This is a genomic window from Bacillus sp. Marseille-Q3570, from assembly GCF_946151055.1.
Lineage (GTDB): Bacteria > Bacillota > Bacilli > Bacillales > Fictibacillaceae > Pseudalkalibacillus.
In genome coordinates this window covers 168,040-191,088 of record NZ_CAMGYZ010000002.1, presented here as the reverse complement: position 1 = coordinate 191,088, position 23,049 = coordinate 168,040, and the positions used below count along the sequence as shown (strand labels likewise).

The following is a 23,049-nucleotide window of genomic DNA, read 5'->3' as shown; positions in this document are numbered from 1 at the left end:
CAAGGTATGTTCTGAAGTCTCCCTTTATTTCAAGGTAACCCGAATCATATCTCCATATCACTAAATACGTCTTGCCCCGATAAACTACTTTATTACCTCTGTCCACAGGTTGATTCCTCCTTCAAAGTGAACGAATCAACTCATTACGGGAATTTCCGTGCTTATGAGCCTCATATCTTTTTTCAACATCATTTGGTTTGCGAGCAGTAAAGATTGGAATGCGTTATTATGATCATTCAGACGTTCATAACAAATGGCTTTTTCCGATAACACAAGTGCAGACCAAGATTCATTCTTCTGTAATTGGAAAATTGACTCTGATTTTTTGATTTCATTCAATGCTTGTTTATAGTCTCCACGTTTCATCAGTACTTTGGCAAGGACGTAGTGGCATTGGCCATGTAAATGGGACCTCGGTTCGACTAATGCCAATCCGCATTTTGCATAATACTCGGCTTGCTTGATATCCTCGATATGCAGATACGATAGGGCAAGCTCGTAATAATTATTGACGGTGATATATGGTATGTCTGCTTTCAATGCTTCATTCAAACACTCATGCAGTTCTTTTAATGAGTCTTGTATGTCGTTGTGTTTCCTTAAAATGATCCCTAGATTGATTTTGGAGCCTAAATACCTTTCTGGATGGGTTTTGACATCAAGGTATTCGATCGCTCCTCTTGTCGATACGATTCCTTCAGCGAATTTGTTCATATACAATTCTGCGAGACCTTTCAGCATATAGAAATGGCCGTTTGAATATGTAACTTCGTTTGCTTCCATGATCCCGATTGCGCGATTGATGACATCAAGTCCTTTTTGGAACTCTTCGACACGGCAATAGCAGAGTGCGAGATTATAGAGAAGTTTGATTTGAAGAAGGTTGTCTACTTTGGTGTGATAGGATTCGATGAGTACAGCAGCATTGAGTGCAGCTGCAATCCCATCTTTATAATGTCCAAGCTTCCGGTTCGATAGAGTCTTATAATAATAGACTTCTACAATTTCATTTGAATCTGTAGAAGATAGATAGTAAAGGGACTCAGTGAAATGAACCAGAGCTTTTTCATCTTCATCCAGCTTCTCATATATTTGACCGAGCAGTTTGTGTGCCAGCCATTTTTCCGGGAAGGAAACGTGTTCAATTTTGATCAGTTCTTTCAGTCGATTTTCCGCTTCCTTGAATTTTTCGACTTTAAAAAGGGTTGTACAGATATTGAGTGATTTTTTGATATCTTCTGAGGTGGCTGAAGTAATGGATGTGTCTTTGATTTCCCCTAGTAAATCACCAACGGAAACACCTAGTTTGTGGGATAAATATTCAATCGTCCGGAGGGAGGGGGTGGTCAGATCTCGTTCAATGAGGCTTAACATGGCGCGGCTCAATTGATCCCCAGCTAAATCTCCCTGGGTAAGTCCCAAATCTTTTCTTAACCTTTTAATCCTTAGTCCTACACTACTTTCCAAATATATCGCCTCCCACTATCATTTTACCACAATGTAAATTTATTGAAAGAATTTTTAAATAATTAAATATATTATTCAAAAAATCATTGACAATCTAAAATGTTAAATTTAAGATAAAAATGTAAAAATATTCAATTTTTGGAGGTGCTTTATGACAAAATGGTTTCAAAATGTAATCTGTTTAGCAAGTACAGGAGTATTTGCACTATGTGTTCTAGTAGTTGGAGGACAAGCTTATGACGATGGCGAAAAAGGTAATGTAGAGAATCCGTCAATAGCTGAGTCCGATCCGGTATGGCCAGATGGACCTGGTCCCGAAGGTGATGATCCGATATGGCCTGACAGTCCAGTACTTGTAGATGCAGATCCTGTTTGGCCTGATTCCCCCGAAATGCCTCTTTAAAGACCACAAAAAACACCCCTTTTAAGGATGTACTTTGCTTCAGCCTTGAAACGTTTTTAAACACTTGATTCTTTAGAAACGGGTTCAAGAATCGCTGTTGAGTTGGATTCTTGTTTCCATAGCCATTTGCCAAGGATCCCCCCGATAATTCCGATGCCACCGACGGCAAATCCAATTGCTTGTATGACAGCCGAGGGGCCAAGCGTTTGAACGAGAATACCACCAGTAATCGGCGCGATGATCACAACCGCACTGAACAGGGAGTTCGTAATCCCGAAGACCCTCCCGATCATTTCTTTAGGAGATTCTTTTTGTAAAGCAAAGTTGAAGGCAACCATCCATATACCATTTCCTAAACCGACAAGCAGTCCGAAAAGGGCGGGAATGAATAATGACATGCCTTCTGCAATGAAACCAACACCCGCAAATCCGAAACCGATCAAGCTCATCCCACCGCCGATCGCCCAACCATACTTGATTTTTTTGAAACGGTTCATCCAGGTGATTGTAAGGATCGAACCTATTCCGGTCATACTCATCAGCATACCGAATACAACTGGATCTTCCATATTGACGGAACGAAGAAGGACTGGAAACTGAAAGTCGACAAGCTGGATCCCCATCATACCGATCAGGGAGAAGAGGATGGAATTGAAAATCACCCGTTGCTTCAATACGAAAGTCCATCCTTCTTTCCAGGATTCCTTGAAACTAGGCTTTGCTTCGCTTTCATTTTCAGCGGTCGCGTCATTTTCTTTGATATTACGAATGGTCAGGAGGATGAGGCCAGATATGATGCTGCTGAATGCATTGATCAAGATACAAATTTTCGGAGATATCAAGGCGAGAATAACAGCCCCTAATAACGGGCCGACGATTTTTCCAGAATTGTTGACGATCTGGTTGTAGGAGGTTGCCTTCAATAGTTGATCTTCCTGAACGATATGTCGGGTCAAGGACTGTGCTGCAGGTGCACTGATCAGACCCATAGTAGAACGTAAAAACAAGAGAGGAAGAATCCAATAGATGTGATTGGCTAAAACGAGAAGTCCAGTCAAAATCGCACTGATGAAATCAGAAGCCATCATCAAGTTGACTTTCCTATAGCGGTCGGCGAGAACTCCGGCGAATGATCCGAAAAGGATCCCCGGTAACGCGAAACAAACTGGAATAAGCCCGATCAATACAGGGTCCGTATTCCATCCATAGGCCACCAGGACTGAAATGGCAAGGATATCGAACCAGTCACCGTAGATTGATATGGATGAAGCAAGAAACAATTTGACATACGTTTTATTTTTAAAAAGGGATAATGGTTTCGTCTGTTCCATTGGAAAAATCCTCCCGTCACCTAATCTGTTTTAATCATAATGAAAAGGGAGAGGATGCTTAACGAGCGTCAGAATGAACTTTACTCAGTCTGAAGGCGGAGTTTGATTGGAATAAAAAGAAAAGGATAAAGGTGGAGTTGACTCGAAACTAATGAAAGGGTCAACTTCATTTTTTGTTTAGTAAAGGCTCTTTTCAAAAAGATTGTTGCTTTTGGGTCGTTTTAAAAAACTCACCTTGTGCAAGTTGATTGGAGAGTAGACAGGTGAGACCATTCAATGTCGCAAGGCGACGAGTGGGCACACCGCACACCCCGCGGAAAGCGAGCATCCTCGAGTGGAAATCAACGACTTTTAAAGAAAACTTGGCGAGACCAAGCCTTTTGTAGGTCGAGCACCAGTTGCCCTTATACTGAAGAAAGTAAAGTGCAAGAGCAACTACGTTTGCGAAAACAGCCTTATAAACTTTGTGGAAAATTTCTGTTTTGAAAGTGTGTGAATCATGATGTATTAGTCGCATTTATCGGATGAATTTCAAAGGATGACCTGAGATGATTGTCACATTTATCCATCACAACTACCTTATACCAATTTAGATGGGCGAACACTCTTGAAACAGCTAGATGGCAGCCTAATGAAAAAATGTGACATCGGAGTTGAACCATATGGAAAGTCATGTTGTAAGTATTAGAATTAAGATTAGAAGCAAACTGGAAACCATTCATCAATCATTGCAGGACTTCATTAAGAAACATCCTGGTGTTCTAAGAGTCTATGCCATTTTTGCTTGGCTTTCATTGTGCGCCTTCATCTTAAGCTTGATATTTCTGGAAGACTCTCGTAGGATGTTCGTGCAGTTTCTTTGGTCCTTTTATGTGATATTGCAATTTTGGTTATTATGCAGAAGTAAAACTCTTACATGGAAAAAGTACACGTATTTCTTTTTAGCGGGAGCATGGTTGATGACGCCTATCAATACAATCATCGTCAGTTCCTTTACCACGTTGTTCGGCGGTAGAGAAGCGGATGTCTGGAGTATGGCGATCTTGACTCCTATTGTAGAAGAAATCGTAAAGCTCATTCCGCTTGGAGCTTATCTCTATTTCTCTCGACGCGCGACATCATTAAGTTTAAGTGATTTTGCCCTTATTGGAGCTGCGACAGGTGCAGGTTTTCAATTTTTAGAGGAAACATTTCGCAGATTTGTTACCGGTGACCATTATGGAGTGACCTTGTTACAAGGAAAAGTCCTTCATTGGGAGTTTTTCACCCTATTTCCCGGATATTTTGAGGAGGGGTTCCTTCCTGACAAAATGACTGCCGGACATTCCTTGCTGACTGCAATGGTTGCACTTGGAATCGGATTAGCGATCAGATATAGGGAGCGATTCAAGCAATTTACATATATATTCCCGTCATTCCTTTTGGCTTGGGCAATCTTTGATCATGCAATCTGGAATTCGTTCTATAGCGCTCCTGGCTGGATTACTGCAATCCATGATTTATTAGGTAGCGGATATGCTGCAAAACCACTGTTCTTGATCATGCTTGCGATCTCAATCTTTTTAGATTATAAGTCTTTGAATCGAGTCGGTGGGAAACTGCTCTTGTTGAATGGAGAACATGTCATCAATCCCTTTTCTGAAATGTGGAACCTGGTGATATCTATAACAACGGATCGTAAACGATTTGGTTATTTTCTGATGTTTTATCGAGAGCGTAGAGAACTCGGCTTTACATTACTGCATGGAAATTCTGAAGCAGAAAGTCTGGTACCTCGAATACAAAAGAACATCCAGCAATATTATAAGGCTTTGGCTGTGATTGCACTGGCACTTTTTGCAGCACTATTTTTAAAGGAATGGATTGATTCTCACCATACACCCCAAGGCTGTATCGCTTGTCTGTTCGATCAGCTACAAAATTGGTGGGATCGTTTATCAGGCCTGGAGAAAGCGATCATCATAGGTGGAGCATTCGCTTTGACCTTCCCGCTATTAGGTTTTTGGGCATCAATTGGTGCGGTTACGACAGGGATTGGTGTCGCTGCAGGCGGCCAGGGTATAGCGGATATCATCCGGAACCCGAAGAAATTGCTTACACCTGAAACTGCATTGGCGGTTGGGGTTTCTGCCATATTAAGCAGAATTCCTTTTGCAAATGCATTGAAAAAATTCGGCGATCCCATTGCTTCAAAGTTGAAAAAATATTGGGATGATCTTATTGGCAAAAAAGGGAATGATCCTGATCCTCCAGACAAGACGGTAGCTCCTAATCCTAAAGTAGGTGACTTTACCAACGTTAAAAATATAGAAGACTTCCGGGCAAGAATACCTGAAGATGCCGAACAGCTTCCCTGGAAAGAGATCCCAGGCGGTGCAGCCGAAGGAGAGAAGTATCGTTGGACCGATCAGAGCGGGAATGTGTGGAATACCAGAGCGCATGGACCGGATCCGTCAGCACCAGAGGGATCAAATGCTGCAAATGGCTGGATCTATCGGGTAGAAGTGAAGACACCATCAGGTAAATGGACGATGGATTCGCATGGTAATTTTCATAAAAAGAATGTCTTTAATCCCAAAAGTCCACATTATAGCGAAAGTATTGCCAATGATTCGCATATTCCATTCAAAGACTGAAAAAAATTGTAAAGGATGTTCACAATGGATGTAAGAGAAATTGAACAGATTTTAAAAGGAAAAGACGAACAAGAAAAGATTGAAACTGTCTCCCATCTGTCTGATGTTTTCGAGTCATATAATAAAAACATAGAAAACTTCGAAGAACTGATCGAGGTTTTATTGAACTATGCCCTTGAAGAGCAAAACCTTGAGGTCAAAGAAGAAATGTTCGATGCTTTGGCAAATGCGGTAACCTATCAAAATACGGAAGACATAAATTGGGATTCTCTAGAACGGCATCTATCTCAATTATCTTTACCCTGTTTGATCACAGCAATCAATATATTAGGTTTGACGCATGATCAGAAATATCTGCCGACAATCAAAACGTACACAGAACATGAAAATGGAGCTGTAAAAGGCGAGGCATATCTTGCACTGAAGGAGATGCAACAGAACAGAAGTTGAATGACTTTTACCATCAACTGCTGTTTTCTACAAAAAGGTGGGCAGGAACGACAAAAATACGATATTTTCTACAAAAATATGAAATTAACTCAAAAAATGAAAAAATAACTACAAAAATGCAAAATTAACTACAAAAACAGGAAAAAGACTGCCCTCGACGGCAGTCTTTACTTCTTCTCATAGAGTATGTACCGTGGTGGTTCAGATTCTTCATGTTCTATGAATATTTCATCTGTCTTTGGATTCTGGTAAACGCGCCCGCCATCCAAACTCCCATATTCTTCGCCTTCCACTATAAATCCAGTAGGCAGGAATTCAGGCTTAGGACGTAAAGCTTCCGTTTGTATGAAAAAGTCTTTACTTACATATGTATCGTGATGAAACGTAATCCTTTCTGGGATTACTGTATCAGATGCCAGAAAGATTTCGTCCACATAGTATAAAATACCGAAAAGACAGAACACAAAAGCAATCAAAAAAGTGATTTTTCGAATCACCAAATCCCCCCTCGTTTAATTACCATATTTTTACCATACGAAATTCAACAAATTTTTTCAATCGAATTTGTACTTTCTTTTGAACAGGAGGGCGTTGATGGTTCCACCTATGATCAAGGTCAGGGCGGTCAAATATAGCCAAATCATGAGGATGATGATGGTTTTGACATTGCCGTAAATGATTGAATATTGACTGTATCGGACATAAACCGAAAAGCCTAACGAAATTAGCTGCCAGATGATTGTTGCGAAAATGGCTCCAGGTAATACTTCAATGAACTTCAGTCTGGCTTTTGGAACAAAGTGATATAGGACATAAAAGAAACCGAATAAAACAAAACTCCCGACAATCCACTTCAATGGATTCCAAAAAGTGATGATGAAAGAAAACAACCATGCGTCTTCATCAATATAACTGAGGACTAGGCGCTCAGCTACAGGAACAAGGACAGATATGACGACAACACTGATAAAAGCGATCGTCAGCAATAGTCCTTCCACTAATTGTATAAAGAAAGAGCGTTTGGTCCTTTGTGGATAACTTTCGTTCAAAATCCGTGAAAATGATTGGATTGCAATGGATGACAACCAGATGGACGAGAGGAATCCGATTGTAAGTAAGTTCTGTTCCTGATTGGCGAAAATCCCTTCCAGTGTATGCCTTAGAAAATGAATCGTCTTCTCAGGGGCATAGGGCTCAACAATATCCAATACGGAACCAGTATCGAGCGGCAGATGTCCGACTAAAGTGATGACGACAATGAGAAATGGAAAGAGGGACAATAAAAAATAATACGACATTTGAGCTGCAAGGTCGTACATTTTCCGATCTAAAAATTCTATGTATAGTGATTTCAAAAGCCATTTCATTGTTTTCATCGAAGATCCCTCATTTTCATCACTACAATTGGTATAACCAACCTGCTGAATTTCATTCGATGAAAGAGGATTTAGGCATTGGACATCTAAGTATAGAGTTATAGGATCAATTGGATAATGGGAGGATGAATATGAACGAAGATCAGATTTTCGAGCAATTCAGAATGTGGAGGAGTTGGACAGTTGGTTCAGTGGAGGGATTGACAGAAGAAATTATTGATCTTATCCCTGAACATCACCGAAACAATATCCGCTGGAATATAGGGCACATATTGGCAGGATGGGACCACACAGTCTCTCAAACACTTGATATAGAAAGAATGCTGCCGCAACAGTACCATGTGATGTTCCCACGTGAAAGCAGTCCAGCTGATTGGAATGAACAACCGCCATCTTATGAGGAGTTGCTACAACAATTAAAAGAGCAGCCTGATAAAATGATTGAGGTTTGCAGAGGTAAACTGGATCAGCCGCTAAAGGGTGAGTTCTTTCATATGAAGACATTAGGAGAAATGTTTCTTTTCCATATGAATCACGAAGCACTGCATATGTCGACGATCAACATCATCAAACGGGCGGCAAAACACCAACTAGTGAAGTAAAGAGGAAAGGGCTGTCCGAAATGGACAGCCCTGATTGATTTTATACAAGGGTATTTATGATCTGTTCACTTTAAGATGAGCTAGAAATTGTAACTGTTCGTTCGATATCAAGCGCTGTTGCGATGTGTTCTCCAATTGGAAAACACGCTGTAGCCGCAGGGGACGGAGCATTGCACACGTGTGTGCTTCGTTTACTATGAACAAGAAAGAAATCGTCCACAAGAGATCCATCCGACTTCAAAGCCTGGGCACGGATTCCAGCAGGGGCAGGCTTCAGGTCATCCGCCTCGATCGACGGTACCAACCGTTGTAAACTGCGTACGAATGCTCCTTTGTTAAAGGAGCGGACCATCTCCTCGAGGCCTTCCTTCCAATAACTCGAGGCAAGTTTCCAGAACCCAGGATACATCAATGTCTCGGACAAATCCTTCAATGAGATATCCCGTTTCCTGTAACCTTCCCGTTTGAAACCAAGTACTGCATTCGGTCCAGCTTCAACACCGCCTCCGATCATCCTTGTGAAATGAACACCGAGGAAAGGGAAGTCAGGGTTCGGGACGGGATAGATCAAATTTCGAACAAGATATTCCTTTTCATGCTTCAGTTCAAAATACTCACCACGGAATGGAACAATCTTCAAATCTGGGTTCTGGCCGCTGCGTTTGGCTACTCTGTCACTCTGGAGACCGCAGCAGTTAACCAGGTGTTTCGTCCTGTAAGTGCTGGAAGCAGTTTCAACCGTAACATTGTTTGCCTCTTCCTTTATATCCTTCGCTTCCGTTCCTAAGAATAGATCTACTCCCCGATTTTCCAAAACCGTCACGATTGCTGCACATATGCCAACATAATCGATGATGCCAGCTTGAGGTACTTTGATCGCTTTGATCCCGTTCACAAATGGTTCTTCCTCTTTCAGTTCTACTTGATCCAAAAGCCGGAGGTCCAAACCGTTTTGCAACCCTCGTTCGTATAGATTGTGCATGGCAGTCAATTCGTTTTCATCAGTGGCCACAATCACTTTTCCGCACTGTTCATAGGAAATCCCATACTCATCACAGAATGCTGCGAGTTTACGCCCGCCTTCTTTTGCAAAGCGTGCTTTCAGACTGCCTGGTTTATAATAGATGCCGGAGTGGATGACGCCACTGTTATGCCCGGTCTGATGTTTTGCCCAGCTGTCCTCTTTTTCAAGCACAGCAATTCTCAATGTCGGATTCTGTTCGGTCAGGGCATAGGCAGTAGAAAGTCCGACGATTCCACCGCCGATGATCATGACATCATACATAATCGATCCTCCGTTTCCTTAAACTTTTTTAAAATACCCCCGTTGACGTAATAGCTCACGATGCAAGGCTGGGTGCTTTTCGAAAGCTGCTCTACCATGGAGCCAGAATGTGTTGTTCAAAACGACGAGATCGCCTACAGGGAGATTCAGCTCTACGACTGCTGTACTGTTTTCCATTGATTCAGACATCGATTTCAAATACTCCGCTTGCTCTATTGTATCAGGGTAGGCAAACTGATCGATGAACTGGATGCACGGCTTGCCGTTATGTTCGAAAAAGGTATCATTGTACTCTGTTTGACTGACATTTTTACTTGCAGGAGATTTGTATGGAATCTTTGTTGATGCGATTGGATGATTAGCGTAATAATCAAGTTCATCCCAGTCATCCAAATGCAAGAGACGTGATTCACCGCCGGTGGCATTTTCTTCTGCAAACTTCATCATCAATAGCCAGTCGCATGGTTCGTTAACGAATGTTCCATCGGTATGGAGAGTGAACAGCCGATAAGCCTGGCGTAGGTAAGAGTCACTGTTATCAGTGTCTTTAACGGTGAACCGAGCGTAATACTTTCCGGACATCGCATCGAAATTAACACCACCGATCAAATGGGTGATTGCTGTCGAGAATTTTACATAATCTTCATCCGAGGAGGAAAGCTTTCCGATTCCAAGGGTGAATCCGCCGAACTCACGGTCATGAAGTACCTTATTGATTACCTTTGAAAAGTCCTCTCCGAGAACCTGTTTCAAATCATTTGCGATCACATAGCGCATGTACGGGATATACTCTAATTGCTGGGAAATCGTATTGCGATGTTTTTCCAAAAAGGCTGTGACAGCTTCGTCCTTCAATTCGATGTGATAGAGACGCTTAGACTGCGGGTGTTGCACTACGCTGAAATTCTCATAAGACTTCACTAATTCGGTGTTAACCATGTTCATTGTAATTCCTCCTTCAATTTTGCGGCGGAAAACGCCGTGGTTGGGGCCTTAGCATTAAAAAAGCCAGCAATATCTCCAAGAGGAAGATATCACTGGCTTTATCTACGTATGGCTTCCGGAAGAGAAGTCCAATAGATTTTACAGTGTCGTATTCATGTGTATTTGTCAGTAATGTCGAACGGGAAAGGGGACGCCTTTCTCCAGGTGATTTATTCAATATCTTACAACCATAACAGAATAATGTCAACAAATTATTTGATTTATTTAAATTATGAGACTATTTTACGACATGTGGTGTCTGATACTGCTTGTAGGCATCACGTACTGCAGCCAATAGCGCTGGTTTCGCTTTTCCGTAATAGTGGTTTTCGATCTCTTTTTCAATCAGTTGAAGTCCATCACGTAAGCTGAAACCTTTCAACAAATTACCGAGGTAGGACTGTGCATGATCGGTGGCTAGCGTACAATCCGCCCAAACAATCACACCATACGTATGATCGACCTCAATCGTAACCGTCAAAGTTTCGTGCAAATCACTGACCGCCATTCCATTTGGCAAGCGGGCATGTCCTGCGAGCATCTTCGTATTCGGCATCTTCTTCTCCTCCTATTGATTCCGTATTCGATCGATTTCATCGACCAACTCTTTCCCAAGTATCGGTTCTAGGTTGGAATAGATGGGATCGAGCGTTTCCATCCAGGCTCTGCGTTCATCTTTCGTCAACAGATGTATATGAATCGATTCATCACGCTTAAGCTGACGAATCTGTCTGTCATTGATTTCAATGGCGTGGCGGCTGATCCAAGCAGTCGTCTCACTCATCGTTTCCTTCATTTTTTCTTGGATCTCAGGAGGTAATTCATCCAAAAGATCCTTATTGATCAGGATGATATTGCTCATGATCGCGTGGTTGCTTACAGTGAGGTAGTCTTGTACTTGGTAAAGCTTTCTCGTGTATATATTAGACACCGTGTTTTCTTGTCCTTCTATAAAATTCACTTCCAGATCCCGGTAAATCCTGTTAAAGTTCACAACGCTTGTACTAGCGCCTAATAAGTTGAATTGTCCTTTGATGAGCGGACTATCCATGATCCCGAAATGCATCCTTTTAAAATCGGATGGATGTTTGACGAATTTCTTATCAGACGTCACCTGTTTATAGCCCCCGAACCAGAAATCCAGCCCTTTCGTATGCTCATCCTCAATATCCTTTAAGAGACGGGAACCGATCTTTCCCTCATATGCTTCTTTTACAAGATCATGAGTCGTAAAAACAAATGGCAGGTCGAGTATTTGGAACCTCGGGTATTCTTCGGCGAGCTCTGAGATGGAGGGCGCAATCATCTGCACATTCCCTTCCTGTAATGCACGTAATTGCTCTTCCTCATTGTAAAGGACAGCGTTCGGATAGAGTTCTACTTCGACTTGATGATCGGTCCTTTCTTCGAGACGTTTGGCAAAATATCTTGCAGCCTGTCCTTGTGGGGAGTTTTCCGAATAGATATGGCTGAACTTGATTGTGATTTGATCTTTCAAACCGCTCTGTTCATCGTCAAATTCATTTGTACCCGCAGACGTGGAAAAATCGAAGCCGACGAAGACGGCTGTCACTATTCCGACTGTGATCAACAAAGCAACCCAAATAACGGTCTTCATCAAGCTTCACCTCCGGGCAATCCTTTACAATAGTGTATCATAATCGCTTTCTCATGGTACAATATTGATAATTTACAAGGGAGGATGAGGGCTGATGTCATTACAACGTTTACCAATCCGTTGGAAGATTACAATTCTATCATTCGGCATCGTCTTATTTTCCCTGCTTATCGGCGGAATCATTTTGACTGGTAACATCTATGAAATGAAAGAACGGGATCTTAGTCATCGCTCTCTATTGACTGCAAGGACGGTAGCAAATTTGCCTGAAGTGCAATCTGGTGTGACCGAGTCGAGAGGATGGGTCGAGATCAACCCGATTGTCGAGCGGATCCGCACGATCAATAATGCTGACTATATCGTCGTCCTTGATATGAACCGGATCCGTTATTCACATCCGAACGAAGACATGATCGGCACCGTGTCTTCTGGAAAGGATGAAGGACCTGCATTCGCAGAACATAGCTATACATCCAAAGCCGAAGGGGAACTCGGTACGGCTGTAAGGGCATTCGTACCAATCATGAATGAACAGAAAGAACAGATCGGAACTGTAGTCGTCGGTATCATTCAGCCGACTTTGTGGGAAGTCCTTGGCGAGTTGAAACATCAGATGGCCCTCATTGCTGTATTGACCTTATTGTTCGGTATCATCGGTTCATGGCTGTTAGCAAGACATTTGAAACAGGAGACCTTCCAACTCGAACCTTACGAGATTGTGAGACTATTAAAAGAACGGACAGCAACGTTGCAGGCGATGAACGAAGGGATCATAGCCATTGATAGAGACGGAGGCATCACGGTTTTCAACGATAAAGCGAAAAAGATCCTTAACCTGGAAGAAGAGGTAGCTGGTGTCCACATCGATGAAATCATTCCAGAATCCAAGCTGAACGAGGTGTTGTCAAATGGAAAGAGTATATATAGAGAAGAGATCAGGCTAAATGAAAAAATTATCATGAGCAGTCGTGTACCGATCCTGGTTGATGGTGAAATTGTCGGAGCGGTAGAAGTGTTCCAGGATCGGACCGAAGTGACCTCAATGGCGGAAGAGCTCACAGGGGTCAAGGCATTTGTCGATGCTCTCCGTGTGCAGAACCACGAGCATATGAACCGGCTTCACACCATTGCTGGGCTCATCCAGTTGAACGAAAAGGATAAAGCTCTCGAATTCTTGTTTGAAAATCAAGAAAAGCAGCAAACACTTACAAGATTTTTATCGAAGCAGGTAAAGGATGAAAGTATCGCGGGTCTCTTGCTGAGTAAAATAAGCAGGGCCAAAGAGCTCGATATTGAGTTGACGATCTCTCCGGAAAGCCGCTTGAAATCATTTCCTGGACTTTTAGACAGGCACGATTTCGTATTGGTTTTGGGAAATCTGATCGAAAATGCCTTTGACGCGTTCACTGGGTTTGAACGGGATACGAAACTAGTTGAAGTCCATCTTTCACAAACCGAGGATCAATTGTATTTGTCAGTGGAGGACAACGGGAAAGGAATGACGGACGAGGCCCAGGCGAGCATGTTTACGAAAGGGTATACGACCAAAGGAAACAAGGGATCAGGAATTGGCCTTTACCTTGTCAAAAATGTGATTGAGAAGGGTGAAGGTTCTGCCCGGGTGAAAAGTATCCATGGAGAAGGAACAAGTATTGAACTGATATTTCCGATGAAACCAGGAGGAATTGCACATGAACAAGTATCCGGACATTAATGTTTTGTTGATTGAAGATGATCCTATGGTCCAAGAGGTTAACAAGCAATTCATTGAACGCGTCCATGGGTTCAAGGTGATCGCGACTTCTGGTAATGGAAAAGATGGGTTGGAACTCGCAAAATCATTACAGCCCAATTTGATTGTCCTCGATATTTTCATGCCGGAAAAAGATGGTCTTGATTTGATGAAAGAGCTTCGTGCCCAACAGATGAACATCGATGTCCTTGTCATAACGGCTGCCAATGACAAGGATACGATTCGGACGATGTTGCTGAATGGAGCCATCGACTATATCATCAAGCCCTTCAAATTCGAGCGTATCAAGAAGGCACTCGAAAAATACCACTTGATGCACAGTGAATTATCTGAAGCTGGAGAGATTGTCCAGGAGGATCTTGACCGGTTGATCCAGATTACAGATGATCTTCCCATTCCAGATGTGAAATCAGATGAAGAGCTGCCGAAAGGACTCAATCACCAGACATTGAAGCAAATTTTGCAGTATTTAAATAAGCAAGAAACCTCTCTCTCGGCAGAAGAAACAGCAGATGGAGTAGGGATTGCAAGAGTCACAGCCCGGCGATATTTGGATTACCTGGGCAAAACGGGGAAAGTCGAACTTGATGTCCAGTACGGCGGGGTCGGACGCCCGATCAACCGCTACAAGCTAGTGGAAAAAGTGAGGTATTGACATGGGGGTTACGTACAATGAACTATATGAAACAATCAAAGCGATTTCCACTCGTTTTCCGCAAGTGGAAGAGCATGTGGATGGATTCGGCCACACATCTTTCAGAGTAAAGGACAAACCTTTCGTCATCTTAGGAGAAGATAAAGAGCATCCTTCCCTTTCAATCAAAACCTTGAAGTCGACACAGGAATTGCTGATCCAACAGCCCGGATACCGTAAATCAGCATATATCGGGCAACATGGATGGACGACCTTCCCCCTCGAGGAACTGGATTGGGATGAAGTAGCTGACTATATCCTTGAAGCTTATTATCGAACAGCTCCGAAAAAGTTACATGAACAAGTGCAAATCAATCGAAAATGAGTAGGTCTTTCTAGTATCATAGTGTGAAAGTAAATGAGGCGGTGGATATTTATGAAATTCGGAACAGTAGGGACGAGCTGGATTACAGAATCGTTCATTGAAGCGGCTGAAAAAAGCGGGAAAATGACGTTGAATGCCGTGTATTCACGATCACATGAAAATGCTAAGAAAATGGCTGATACCTATCATGCTCCATATGCTTATGATGACCTCGAGGAGATGGCAGCCAATGAAGATATCGAAGCGATCTATATTGCATCTCCAAACTCCCATCATTATGAACATGCCAAGCTCTTTTTGAAGCACAAAAAGCATGTTATTTGTGAAAAGCCGATTTTCTCTAATACCTCTGAATTAAAAGATGCCTATCAGATTGCGGAAGAAAAAGGTGTGTTCTTGTTCGAGGCAATGAGGAACATTCACTCACCGAACGCGAAAATCCTTAAACAGCAGGTAGAGAAGGCTGGAACTCTCCGTAGTGCAATGTTCCATTATCTTCAATACTCTTCACGCTATGATCTGTTTTTAAAAGGGGAAAGTCCCAATATCTTTTCACCTGAATTTTCTGGTGGTACTCTAGTGGATCTTGGTGTATATCCGATCAGTCTAGCAGTCTATCTATTCGGTGAACCTGAAGACGTTTCTTATCATTCGGTCATGTTGGAAAGCGGAGTTGATGGGAGCGGCACACTGGTCATGGATTATGATGGATTCGTATGTACAATCCTGTGTTCAAAAATTTCACATTCGTTCATTTCATCGGAAATACATGGGGAAGATGTATCGCTCGTCCTTGATCATGTAGCTCCAGTCAACAAGATTTCGTTGGTTGATCGGAAGACAAAGGAAAGCGAAAGACTAGGGGAATCCCTTCATGATAATGACATGATCTATGAAATAGTGGAATTCACAAGAATCATTGAATCGAATGATAAAGAAGAATATCGGCAACTGATGGATCTAAGCCGAGGAGTGTTGAGGATTACGGAAAGCGCAAGAAAACAGAATAACATCGTGTTCGGAACGGAAAAATGATCAATTCTATGAAGCATATTTTTATCCTCAGCTTCCGGAGTTGTAGATATAATTTCAAAGTTGTAGCGATTAGGTCCTGAGTTTTAGAGATAATGGATAATATGAAAGACGAAGCGGAACCTTCATATTGCCACTAAAGGAAACCCGGACAAATTGTCCGGGTTTTCTATTGAACAAAGTTTATTTGTCCCAACCACTTCATTGTAATATTCTTTTTTTCGGATTGTCCCCTTTTTGAAAAGTACTTATATTGTTTTTCCTTAGCATCTTTAAAGTTCATATATTGGATTTGTTTCAGGGTTCTTTTGTGATTTTCTTGTATCATCGAACAGAGTCCTCAAAGCATGTAAATGAAACGTTTCAACTGATCAGTTTTTATCCAACAAAAAAGTAATCTACATTCATTATTGGTATATCAGTATTATCTTTATTTTCGAAAAATTGCTACAAAAGTAATGTTTACGCTTACATACAATGAATGTATAATTTTTATCGAAACGTTTCACCAAGATGACATTCAAATTCAAGAACTTATTTTAAAAGGAGAGTGCGTATGAAGAAACTATTGTCAGTCATCGTAACAACCGTGTTATTAACAAGTTTGTGCATTCCATGGGGTTCACAGACGGAAGCATCTCCAGAAGGTACCGAAGTTGCACGTGATCAAGAACTGAATGCAATTGCCAAACAGACTTATCGTTATTTCGAAGACTTCACAGACAAATCCACAGGATTACCTTTTGACGCTGTTCGCGTTGAGGGAGAAGTTGATACGAAGGAGTACACTTCACCAACAAACATCGGGATGTATTATATGAGTACGATCGCAGCAGATGAACTTGGAATCATTTCTGAAGAAGAAGCAGTTGCGAAAATCGAAAAATCACTTCAAACATTGAAGACGCTCGAAAAATGGAACGGCCTTTATTATAACTGGTATTTCACTGAAGATGGATCGCTGATGAAGGATTGGGGACAATTCATCTCGACAGTGGATAATGGCTGGCTTTCGGCAGGATTAGTCGCGGTCGGACAAGCCTACCCAGAACTAAATGATCAGACTAGCAAACTAGTAGAAGAAATGGACTACACGCAATTATACGATCCTGAAGTCGGGCAGATGTGGGGCGGATATGACGTAGCGAAAGGTGAAATGACTGCTCATCATTATGGCACATTCTATACCGAACCGCGGGTTGCAAGCTATGTTGCCATTGGTAAAGGCGACGCACCGAAAACACACTGGTGGAAGATGGAACGGACACCGCCAGCAGAATACGACTGGCAATCCCAAACGCCAGAGGGACATACAGAAACCTATGACGGGGTTGAAGTATTTGAAGGGCACTACACGTATAATGGTGAAAAATACGTTCCGAGCTGGGGAGGAAGTATGTTTGAAGGCTTGATGCCGTCACTCGTTTTAAAAGAAAAAGAGCTCGGTAAAAATGCACTCGGTTTGAACAACAAGCGCCACGTTGAGCTCCAAATCGAATACGCAAAAGAACAAGGCTATGACGTTTGGGGGATGTCCCCAGCAGCTACACCAGATGGTTACTCAGAATTTGCGGCAACACCTTTGGGCGTAATGGGCTATGAAAAGGACCATGTCGTCACTCCGCATGCCACCTTCTTAGGATTGGAATATGCGACAGATGAAGCGATGAAAAACATCCATAAACTGAAGGATATGGATGCGTACAGTAAATATGGATTCCTTGATTCCGTCAACGCTGAAACAGGGGAAGTTACTCAAGCGTACCTAGCACTTGACCAGGGAATGATCATGGTGTCGATCGCCAACTTCCTGAAGGATGGTGTAGTGCGGGACTATTTCCACAGTGATGAAATCGGCAAGAAACCAGAAGAATTGTTGATCAAGGAAGAGTTTTCAATCAAGTAAACCACGTAATAAAATTGGGGCTGACACATTTAAGGTCAGCCCCTTCCTCTTTATTATTCGAAAGTTCCTTTGACGATCGCTTTCTGGTCCTCCACCATCAATTTCCCTTTCGCAAAGACAGTTTCGATATCAAGAGTTTCTTTATCCAAAAGGACAAGGTCAGCATCAAATCCAGGTTCGATTCTTCCTTTACGATGCAATTTAAGGATGCGGGCAGGATTTGAAGTGATCACTCTCAGCGCAGTCTGTAATGGTACGTCTTCTTTCTGGACCGCCTCTTTAACCGCAGCAAACAAACTTGAAACTTTTCCGACTTTAAGGCCTTTCAGCTCTCCGTCAGGACTGAAGTCAGGTAAACTCCCCTGGGCATCGGACGTGAAAGTGATCTGTTCGATCGGCACGCCTGCTTCAAGCATACGTTTCAGGCCTTTACTGCATCGGATTTCTCCTTCCTTATGAAATTGTGGGATCGTGCTTGTTGTAAAATCCACATAACCGCCTTTTTTGGCATAGTCGATTCCGGCCTTGAATAGATGTTTATTCCGATTGATATGGGTAGGGTAAAACTGTTTGATTGGAAGCTCCGTCGTCTCAATCACTTTTTCAAGGATTTTCAGACAATCATGGCTATCACCGACATGGACGTTGACGATGCCTGCTTTCCCTGATAAAATTCCGCCGTTCCTCGCTTGAGAGGCGATCCGGGCTAATTCCTCAACAGTAGGTTGTGATGAACGATGATCTGAAATCGCGATTTCACCGGCCCCGATGATTTTATCAACGAGGATGATGTCGTCTTCGATTTTTCCAGTCAATGTTTTGACGGGGACTTGATATGACCCGGTCTGAACGTAACAGCTGAGTCCTTCTTCATCAAGAGCTCTTGCCTTCGCGACCAGGCTGGCCATCGTACGCGTCGTCCCGTCCGTCCCGATCACCCCGATCAATGTTGTTATTCCAGCCAGGGTTGCATCAGTCAACTTGATTTCAGGGGTCCGTGTTTTATAGCTTCCTTCACCACCGCCGCCGATGATATGGACGTGGGAATCGATGAATCCAGGAACGACAATCTTTCCTTCAGCATCGATTACCGTCGTATTTTGTGAAAAAAAGCCATCCGGTACTTCAATTTGGTCGTTAATGAACCCGATTCTTTCATCGACAATCAAAAGATCCTTTTTTCCGAGATAGTCTGGAGCGTAAACCTCCCCGTTCTGGATCAACGTCAACATCATGCCAGCCCCTTTCTTATGTAACGATTTACCATTATTATAGCTTATCAAAAACATACATGCTTTACTCAGGTAAAAACTCCTTCGATAAGTTTTTCCGATTAAATGAAGTCCGCCCTAGGATAATCTACAAAAAATCAAGGGTCGAATAAAAAGAAAACAAAATCTGCTCCCGAGCACGTTGTGACCAAAATGACCAAAATGTCCAATATGTTCTAAATATTCAAAAATGTTTGTGAAAACGCTACCATTAGGACAATGAACTTATGGGAGGGAAAACATTTGAAAAGAAAACTCATTTTTACACTCATACTAGCCTTATCCATGTTGATAGCAGCATGCAGCAACGATTCCGGAGGGGATGGTGGATCCGACGGTGGTTCGGGTGATGCTCAATCAATCGTCTTTGGAACTGGTGGTACTTCTGGTGTCTATTACCCGATCGGTGGAGCCTTGAAGCCGATCTTTGAAGAAAGCGACAATGTGGCCAACGTCACAGTCGAATCGACAGGTGCATCGGTAGCAAACATCCAGAATATCCAGGATGGACTTAACCAGATGTCAATCGTCATGAGTGATGTAGCTTATGATGCGATCAATGGGGAAGGGCAATTCGATGGGAATAAGGTCGAAATCACTGCAATGGCTGGCATGTACCAGAACGTCGTCCAGGTGGTTGCTTTGAAAGGAAGCAACATTGAATCGATAGAGGACCTTAAAGGTAAAAAGGTCGGTGTTGGTCAGGTCGGTTCGGGTGTTGAACAAAGTGCGAAGAAAGTGCTTGAAGCCGCAGGGCTGACATACGATGACCTTTCGAAGGTGACACATACAGGTTATGCGGACAGCGTTCAGGAGATGAAGAACGGAAGCCTTGATGCAGCTTTCTTTACATCGGGAGTTCCGAACAGCAACATTACGGATCTTATGCAGCAGACAGACGTGAATTTTGTCGAGATAAAAGACGATCTCGCATCCAAACTTATGGAAAAATATCCGTTCTATAAAGAATATACAATTGAAGCCGGTGATGAAGCAGCATATGGTCTGGAAGAAGAAGTGAATACAGTCGGGATCCAGAACATGATCATCGTTCCACCGGATTTGAGTGAAGACGTCGTTTATGATTTGACGAAACGCTATTATGAATATCTCGGTACCGATGGAGTTGCAGTTGGTGCATTGAAGCAGCTAGACCGGGATGAAATTGCGAAAGGGTTGATCATCGACCTTCACCCTGGAGCGAAGAAATTCTATGAAGAACAAGGCATCACTGAATAGGACGGGAAGAAAGGGCATCAAAGAGGTGCCCTTTTTTAACAATGAGGATTCGATCCTTTCTGATGGCGGCGATTATCATCGGAATCGCCTTGTCATGTACGCCCAAGACATACCTGATCCTCAAAACAGATACCGATATCAAAGCAATACTGCCAGCTGCAGCAGAAAGCTCGTTTACGATCAGATGGCAGCACTCGGTTGAAAAGGAAATGTGGGAAGAATTTTTTAAAGTGAAAGAAGATGAAATTTACATTGATGGAACTCGATTCAAAACCTTCGGCGCTGGAGTTCCCAGCAGCGCAGGCAATGATACGTATATAAAAGATGGGTGGGTGCATATGGTCGGCATCGATCGTAAAATCGGCGACGAACTTCGGGTACGTACCGGAAAAACGACAGCACATAAGTTCCTCGCAGGTGAAAAAAGCATCGACATGGCTGAACCCGGTGCATCCTACATCATTGAAACAAGAACCATGCCGGTTGTACAAGCATGGTCACAAAAACTTTTACTCGTTGTGAGGTGAGATCATGGCAGAAGAAATGAAAGATGTCGTAGAAAAATACGATCGGGAAAGCAACATCAGGACCTCTATCGCAAAACCGGTGTTATGGTTCATTACAATAGCAGCCGCTACACTTTCCATTTTCCATTTGTACACGTCCTACGCAGGTGCACTTGTTGACGTAAAACAACGTAGCATCCATCTTTATACATTGATGACCATCGGGTTCCTCTTATATCCGATCTTGAAGAAGAAAGGAAAAGGAACCGTTCCGATTTTTGATTATATTACGGCTGGCCTTTCTATGTTTGTCGGAATCTATATGATCATGACAGCAGAACGGATCATCCAGACCGGCGGCCGCATCAATGATACCGATTTTTATGTCGGGGTATTGGCGCTCATCCTATTGCTGGAGTTGACGCGCCGTGTGACTGGATGGGGACTCGTCATATTAGGACTTGGCTTCCTGGCCTATGGATTCCACGTCAAGCTGTCGATCTATCCAGAGCTGACCAGTCCTGTCGTTTTGAGCGTGTCCAAACAGATCATCGCCCAACTCGTCTATATTACCGAGGGTGTGTTAGGAACTGCAATCGGCGTCTCGGCTTCTTATATCATTCTTTTCATCTTGTTCGGCGCTTTCCTTGGAAAGTCTGGAATGGGTCAGCTGTTCAACGACCTCGCCTTAGCTGTAGCGGGTCACACGAAGGGCGGGCCGGCGAAAGTGGCTGTCCTTGCGAGCGGATTCCTCGGGTCAATCAATGGCTCAGCAATTGCGAACGTGGTGACGACCGGAACGTTTACCATTCCGCTCATGAAAAAAATCGGGTATAAAAGAGAGTTTGCCGGGGCTGTGGAAGCAGCTGCCAGTGTCGGTGGACAAATCCTTCCACCGATCATGGGGGCTGCAGCTTTCATCATGGCTGAAAACCTCAACATCCCTTATACGAAGGTCATCCTGGCTGGGATCATCCCTGCGTTGCTTTATTACATCGGTATTCTGTTGCAAGTCCATTTCCGAGCTTCGAAAAGGGGATTGAAAGGAATCCCGAAGGCAGAACTCCCACGTGTGAAAGAAGTCCTGGTTGAACGTGGGCATCTCTTGATTCCGATGTTCATTCTCTTATACCTGCTATTCTCAGGAAAGACTCCATTTTTCGCAGCATTCTGGTCGATCATCGCCACTGTCATCATCGCTGGATCTTCACGGATGCTTGCAGTCATGTCAGCTGTTTCTCTCGGATTGATTTTCGGTCCTGCGTTATCGGGAGGATCGTTGCGCGGCGACTGGTGGGAACTTGTGCTCATCATTGCGATTCCTGCTGCGATCAACGTGTGGCGGAAGTTTTTGAAAATCAAAGCAGACGAAGTCGGAATCAAGGATTGTGTCGAAGCGCTTGAAAATGGGGCAAGGACGACAATCCCGGTTGCACTTGCATGTGGTGCTGTCGGGATCGTAGTCGGAATCGCTTCGTTAACAGGTGTTGCACTTGAAATCGCAAACAGCATCGTCAGCATTGGGGCAGCAGTCAATAGTCCGCTTATCCAGTTGCTGATCACGCTCGCCTTGACAATGGTCACATCGATCATCTTAGGAATGGGATTGCCGAGTATCCCGACGTATATCATCACAAGTACGATGGCGGCACCGATCCTTTTGCAATTACCGCTATTCCAGGAATTGACCGGAAACACTGCGAATGCTGTATTCGTTGCGCATATGTTCGTGTTCTATTTCGGAATTTTTGCGAATATCACACCTCCTGTTGCGCTCGCCGCATTTGCCGGTGCTGGCATCAGTGGAGGGAATCCGAACAAGACAGGTGTACAAGCGATGGTCCTTGCGATTGCAGGCTTCATCGTACCGTTCATGTTCGTCTTTTCACCGGAAATGTTGATGATAGAAGCAAATATCACAACCGTTCTACTCATTACAGTCACATCGTTACTCGGTGTATTCCTGTTATCGGTCACAGTAGAAGGGTACATCAATGAACGAGTACCCGGATGGCTGCGGATCATTACATGTGTCGGAGCATTGCTGTTGATCTATCCTGGTGTGGTCACCGACCTGATTGGACTTGGTGTCCTGATCCTGCTCATCGTCAATGTCTTTTTGAAAAAAACGACTTCGTCTGAATCGCCGCTTTCAGCAAAATGAACAGGAG

21 protein-coding genes are annotated in these 23,049 nt (G+C 43.2%); 12 read left to right on the top strand and 9 right to left on the bottom strand.

The features are described from left to right. Positions 1 to 135: 135 nt before the first annotated feature. Positions 136 to 1,467, bottom strand: coding sequence for a helix-turn-helix transcriptional regulator (locus N8M93_RS04210; RefSeq protein ID WP_261129904.1), 1,332 nt, complete (start codon positions 1,465 to 1,467; stop codon positions 136 to 138). A 151-nt stretch (positions 1,468 to 1,618) separates the two neighbouring features. Between N8M93_RS04210 and N8M93_RS04205 the strand changes: the two genes are divergently transcribed. Continuing rightward, a complete protein-coding gene (locus tag N8M93_RS04205; protein WP_261129903.1) occupies positions 1,619 to 1,870 on the top strand; it encodes a hypothetical protein in 252 nt (83 codons plus the stop codon). A 56-nt stretch (positions 1,871 to 1,926) separates the two neighbouring features. Here N8M93_RS04205 and N8M93_RS04200 read toward each other — a convergent pair whose 3' ends face one another. Continuing rightward, a complete protein-coding gene (locus N8M93_RS04200) occupies positions 1,927 to 3,201 on the bottom strand; it encodes an MFS transporter (RefSeq protein ID WP_261129902.1) in 1,275 nt (424 codons plus the stop codon). Between the two features lie 662 nt (positions 3,202 to 3,863). Between N8M93_RS04200 and N8M93_RS04195 the strand changes: the two genes are divergently transcribed. Both N8M93_RS04195 and N8M93_RS04190 read left to right on the top strand, forming a co-directional pair. Continuing rightward, entirely contained in the window at positions 3,864 to 5,837 is a 1,974-nt protein-coding gene (locus N8M93_RS04195; RefSeq protein WP_314728261.1) for a polymorphic toxin type 30 domain-containing protein, read from the top strand. A gap of 24 nt (positions 5,838 to 5,861) precedes the next feature. Next, the gene (locus N8M93_RS04190) at positions 5,862 to 6,287 is read left to right on the top strand and encodes a hypothetical protein (RefSeq protein ID WP_261129901.1); all 426 of its coding nucleotides are present in this window, start codon (positions 5,862 to 5,864) and stop codon (positions 6,285 to 6,287) included. Positions 6,288 to 6,454: 167 nt separating this feature from the next. On the opposite strand, the gene N8M93_RS04185 is transcribed toward N8M93_RS04190, so the two are convergent. Both N8M93_RS04185 and N8M93_RS04180 read right to left on the bottom strand, forming a co-directional pair. Further along, the gene (locus N8M93_RS04185) at positions 6,455 to 6,784 is read right to left on the bottom strand and encodes a hypothetical protein (protein ID WP_261129900.1); all 330 of its coding nucleotides are present in this window, start codon (positions 6,782 to 6,784) and stop codon (positions 6,455 to 6,457) included. 57 nt (positions 6,785 to 6,841) lie between these two features. Continuing rightward, positions 6,842 to 7,663, bottom strand: a complete 822-nt coding sequence (locus tag N8M93_RS04180; protein ID WP_261129899.1) for a YihY/virulence factor BrkB family protein — start codon at positions 7,661 to 7,663, stop codon at positions 6,842 to 6,844. Positions 7,664 to 7,794: 131 nt separating this feature from the next. On the opposite strand from N8M93_RS04180, the gene N8M93_RS04175 reads away from it, so the two are divergent. Then, positions 7,795 to 8,265 (top strand): DinB family protein, encoded by a 471-nt coding sequence (locus tag N8M93_RS04175; protein ID WP_261129898.1) that lies wholly within the window; start codon positions 7,795 to 7,797, stop codon positions 8,263 to 8,265. A 70-nt stretch (positions 8,266 to 8,335) separates the two neighbouring features. On the opposite strand, the gene lhgO is transcribed toward N8M93_RS04175, so the two are convergent. The 4 genes from lhgO to N8M93_RS04155 form a co-directional block, all read right to left on the bottom strand. Then, on the bottom strand, positions 8,336 to 9,550 hold the full coding sequence (gene lhgO / locus N8M93_RS04170; RefSeq protein ID WP_261129896.1) for an L-2-hydroxyglutarate oxidase: 1,215 nt from the start codon (positions 9,548 to 9,550) through the stop codon (positions 8,336 to 8,338). An 18-nt stretch (positions 9,551 to 9,568) separates the two neighbouring features. Then, a complete protein-coding gene (gene glaH, locus N8M93_RS04165) occupies positions 9,569 to 10,495 on the bottom strand; it encodes a glutarate dioxygenase GlaH (protein ID WP_261129895.1) in 927 nt (308 codons plus the stop codon). Positions 10,496 to 10,772: 277 nt separating this feature from the next. Then, positions 10,773 to 11,090: a DUF3870 domain-containing protein gene (locus N8M93_RS04160; RefSeq protein ID WP_261129894.1), complete on the bottom strand. Its 318-nt coding sequence runs from the start codon at positions 11,088 to 11,090 to the stop codon at positions 10,773 to 10,775. A 12-nt stretch (positions 11,091 to 11,102) separates the two neighbouring features. Then, on the bottom strand, positions 11,103 to 12,152 hold the full coding sequence (locus N8M93_RS04155; protein WP_261129893.1) for a DctP family TRAP transporter solute-binding subunit: 1,050 nt from the start codon (positions 12,150 to 12,152) through the stop codon (positions 11,103 to 11,105). A gap of 94 nt (positions 12,153 to 12,246) precedes the next feature. On the opposite strand from N8M93_RS04155, the gene N8M93_RS04150 reads away from it, so the two are divergent. From N8M93_RS04150 to N8M93_RS04130, 5 genes are all read left to right on the top strand, one after another. Continuing rightward, the gene (locus N8M93_RS04150) at positions 12,247 to 13,866 is read left to right on the top strand and encodes a sensor histidine kinase (protein WP_261129892.1); all 1,620 of its coding nucleotides are present in this window, start codon (positions 12,247 to 12,249) and stop codon (positions 13,864 to 13,866) included. After that, a complete protein-coding gene (locus N8M93_RS04145; RefSeq protein ID WP_261129891.1) occupies positions 13,844 to 14,560 on the top strand; it encodes a response regulator in 717 nt (238 codons plus the stop codon). The genes N8M93_RS04150 and N8M93_RS04145 overlap by 23 nt, the downstream gene beginning before the upstream one ends. Before the next feature lies 1 nt (position 14,561). Then, positions 14,562 to 14,924: an MmcQ/YjbR family DNA-binding protein gene (locus tag N8M93_RS04140; RefSeq protein ID WP_261129890.1), complete on the top strand. Its 363-nt coding sequence runs from the start codon at positions 14,562 to 14,564 to the stop codon at positions 14,922 to 14,924. Positions 14,925 to 14,975: 51 nt separating this feature from the next. Further along, a complete protein-coding gene (locus tag N8M93_RS04135) occupies positions 14,976 to 15,959 on the top strand; it encodes a Gfo/Idh/MocA family protein (protein ID WP_261129889.1) in 984 nt (327 codons plus the stop codon). 553 nt (positions 15,960 to 16,512) lie between these two features. Beyond that, positions 16,513 to 17,862, top strand: a complete 1,350-nt coding sequence (locus N8M93_RS04130) for a glucoamylase family protein (protein WP_261129888.1) — start codon at positions 16,513 to 16,515, stop codon at positions 17,860 to 17,862. A 53-nt stretch (positions 17,863 to 17,915) separates the two neighbouring features. On the opposite strand, the gene iadA is transcribed toward N8M93_RS04130, so the two are convergent. Next, complete coding sequence (iadA, locus tag N8M93_RS04125; protein WP_261129887.1) at positions 17,916 to 19,094, bottom strand: beta-aspartyl-peptidase; 1,179 nt, start codon at positions 19,092 to 19,094, stop codon at positions 17,916 to 17,918. A 282-nt stretch (positions 19,095 to 19,376) separates the two neighbouring features. Between iadA and N8M93_RS04120 the strand changes: the two genes are divergently transcribed. Genes N8M93_RS04120 through N8M93_RS04110 form a run of 3 tightly spaced genes read left to right on the top strand, consistent with a single transcriptional unit; the run spans position 19,377 to position 23,042 of the window. Continuing rightward, positions 19,377 to 20,372, top strand: coding sequence for a TAXI family TRAP transporter solute-binding subunit (locus N8M93_RS04120; protein ID WP_261129886.1), 996 nt, complete (start codon positions 19,377 to 19,379; stop codon positions 20,370 to 20,372). Positions 20,373 to 20,413: 41 nt separating this feature from the next. Further along, positions 20,414 to 20,899, top strand: a complete 486-nt coding sequence (locus N8M93_RS04115) for a DUF1850 domain-containing protein (protein WP_261129884.1) — start codon at positions 20,414 to 20,416, stop codon at positions 20,897 to 20,899. Positions 20,900 to 20,903: 4 nt separating this feature from the next. After that, entirely contained in the window at positions 20,904 to 23,042 is a 2,139-nt protein-coding gene (locus N8M93_RS04110; RefSeq protein WP_261129882.1) for a TRAP transporter permease, read from the top strand. Positions 23,043 to 23,049 lie beyond the last annotated feature (7 nt).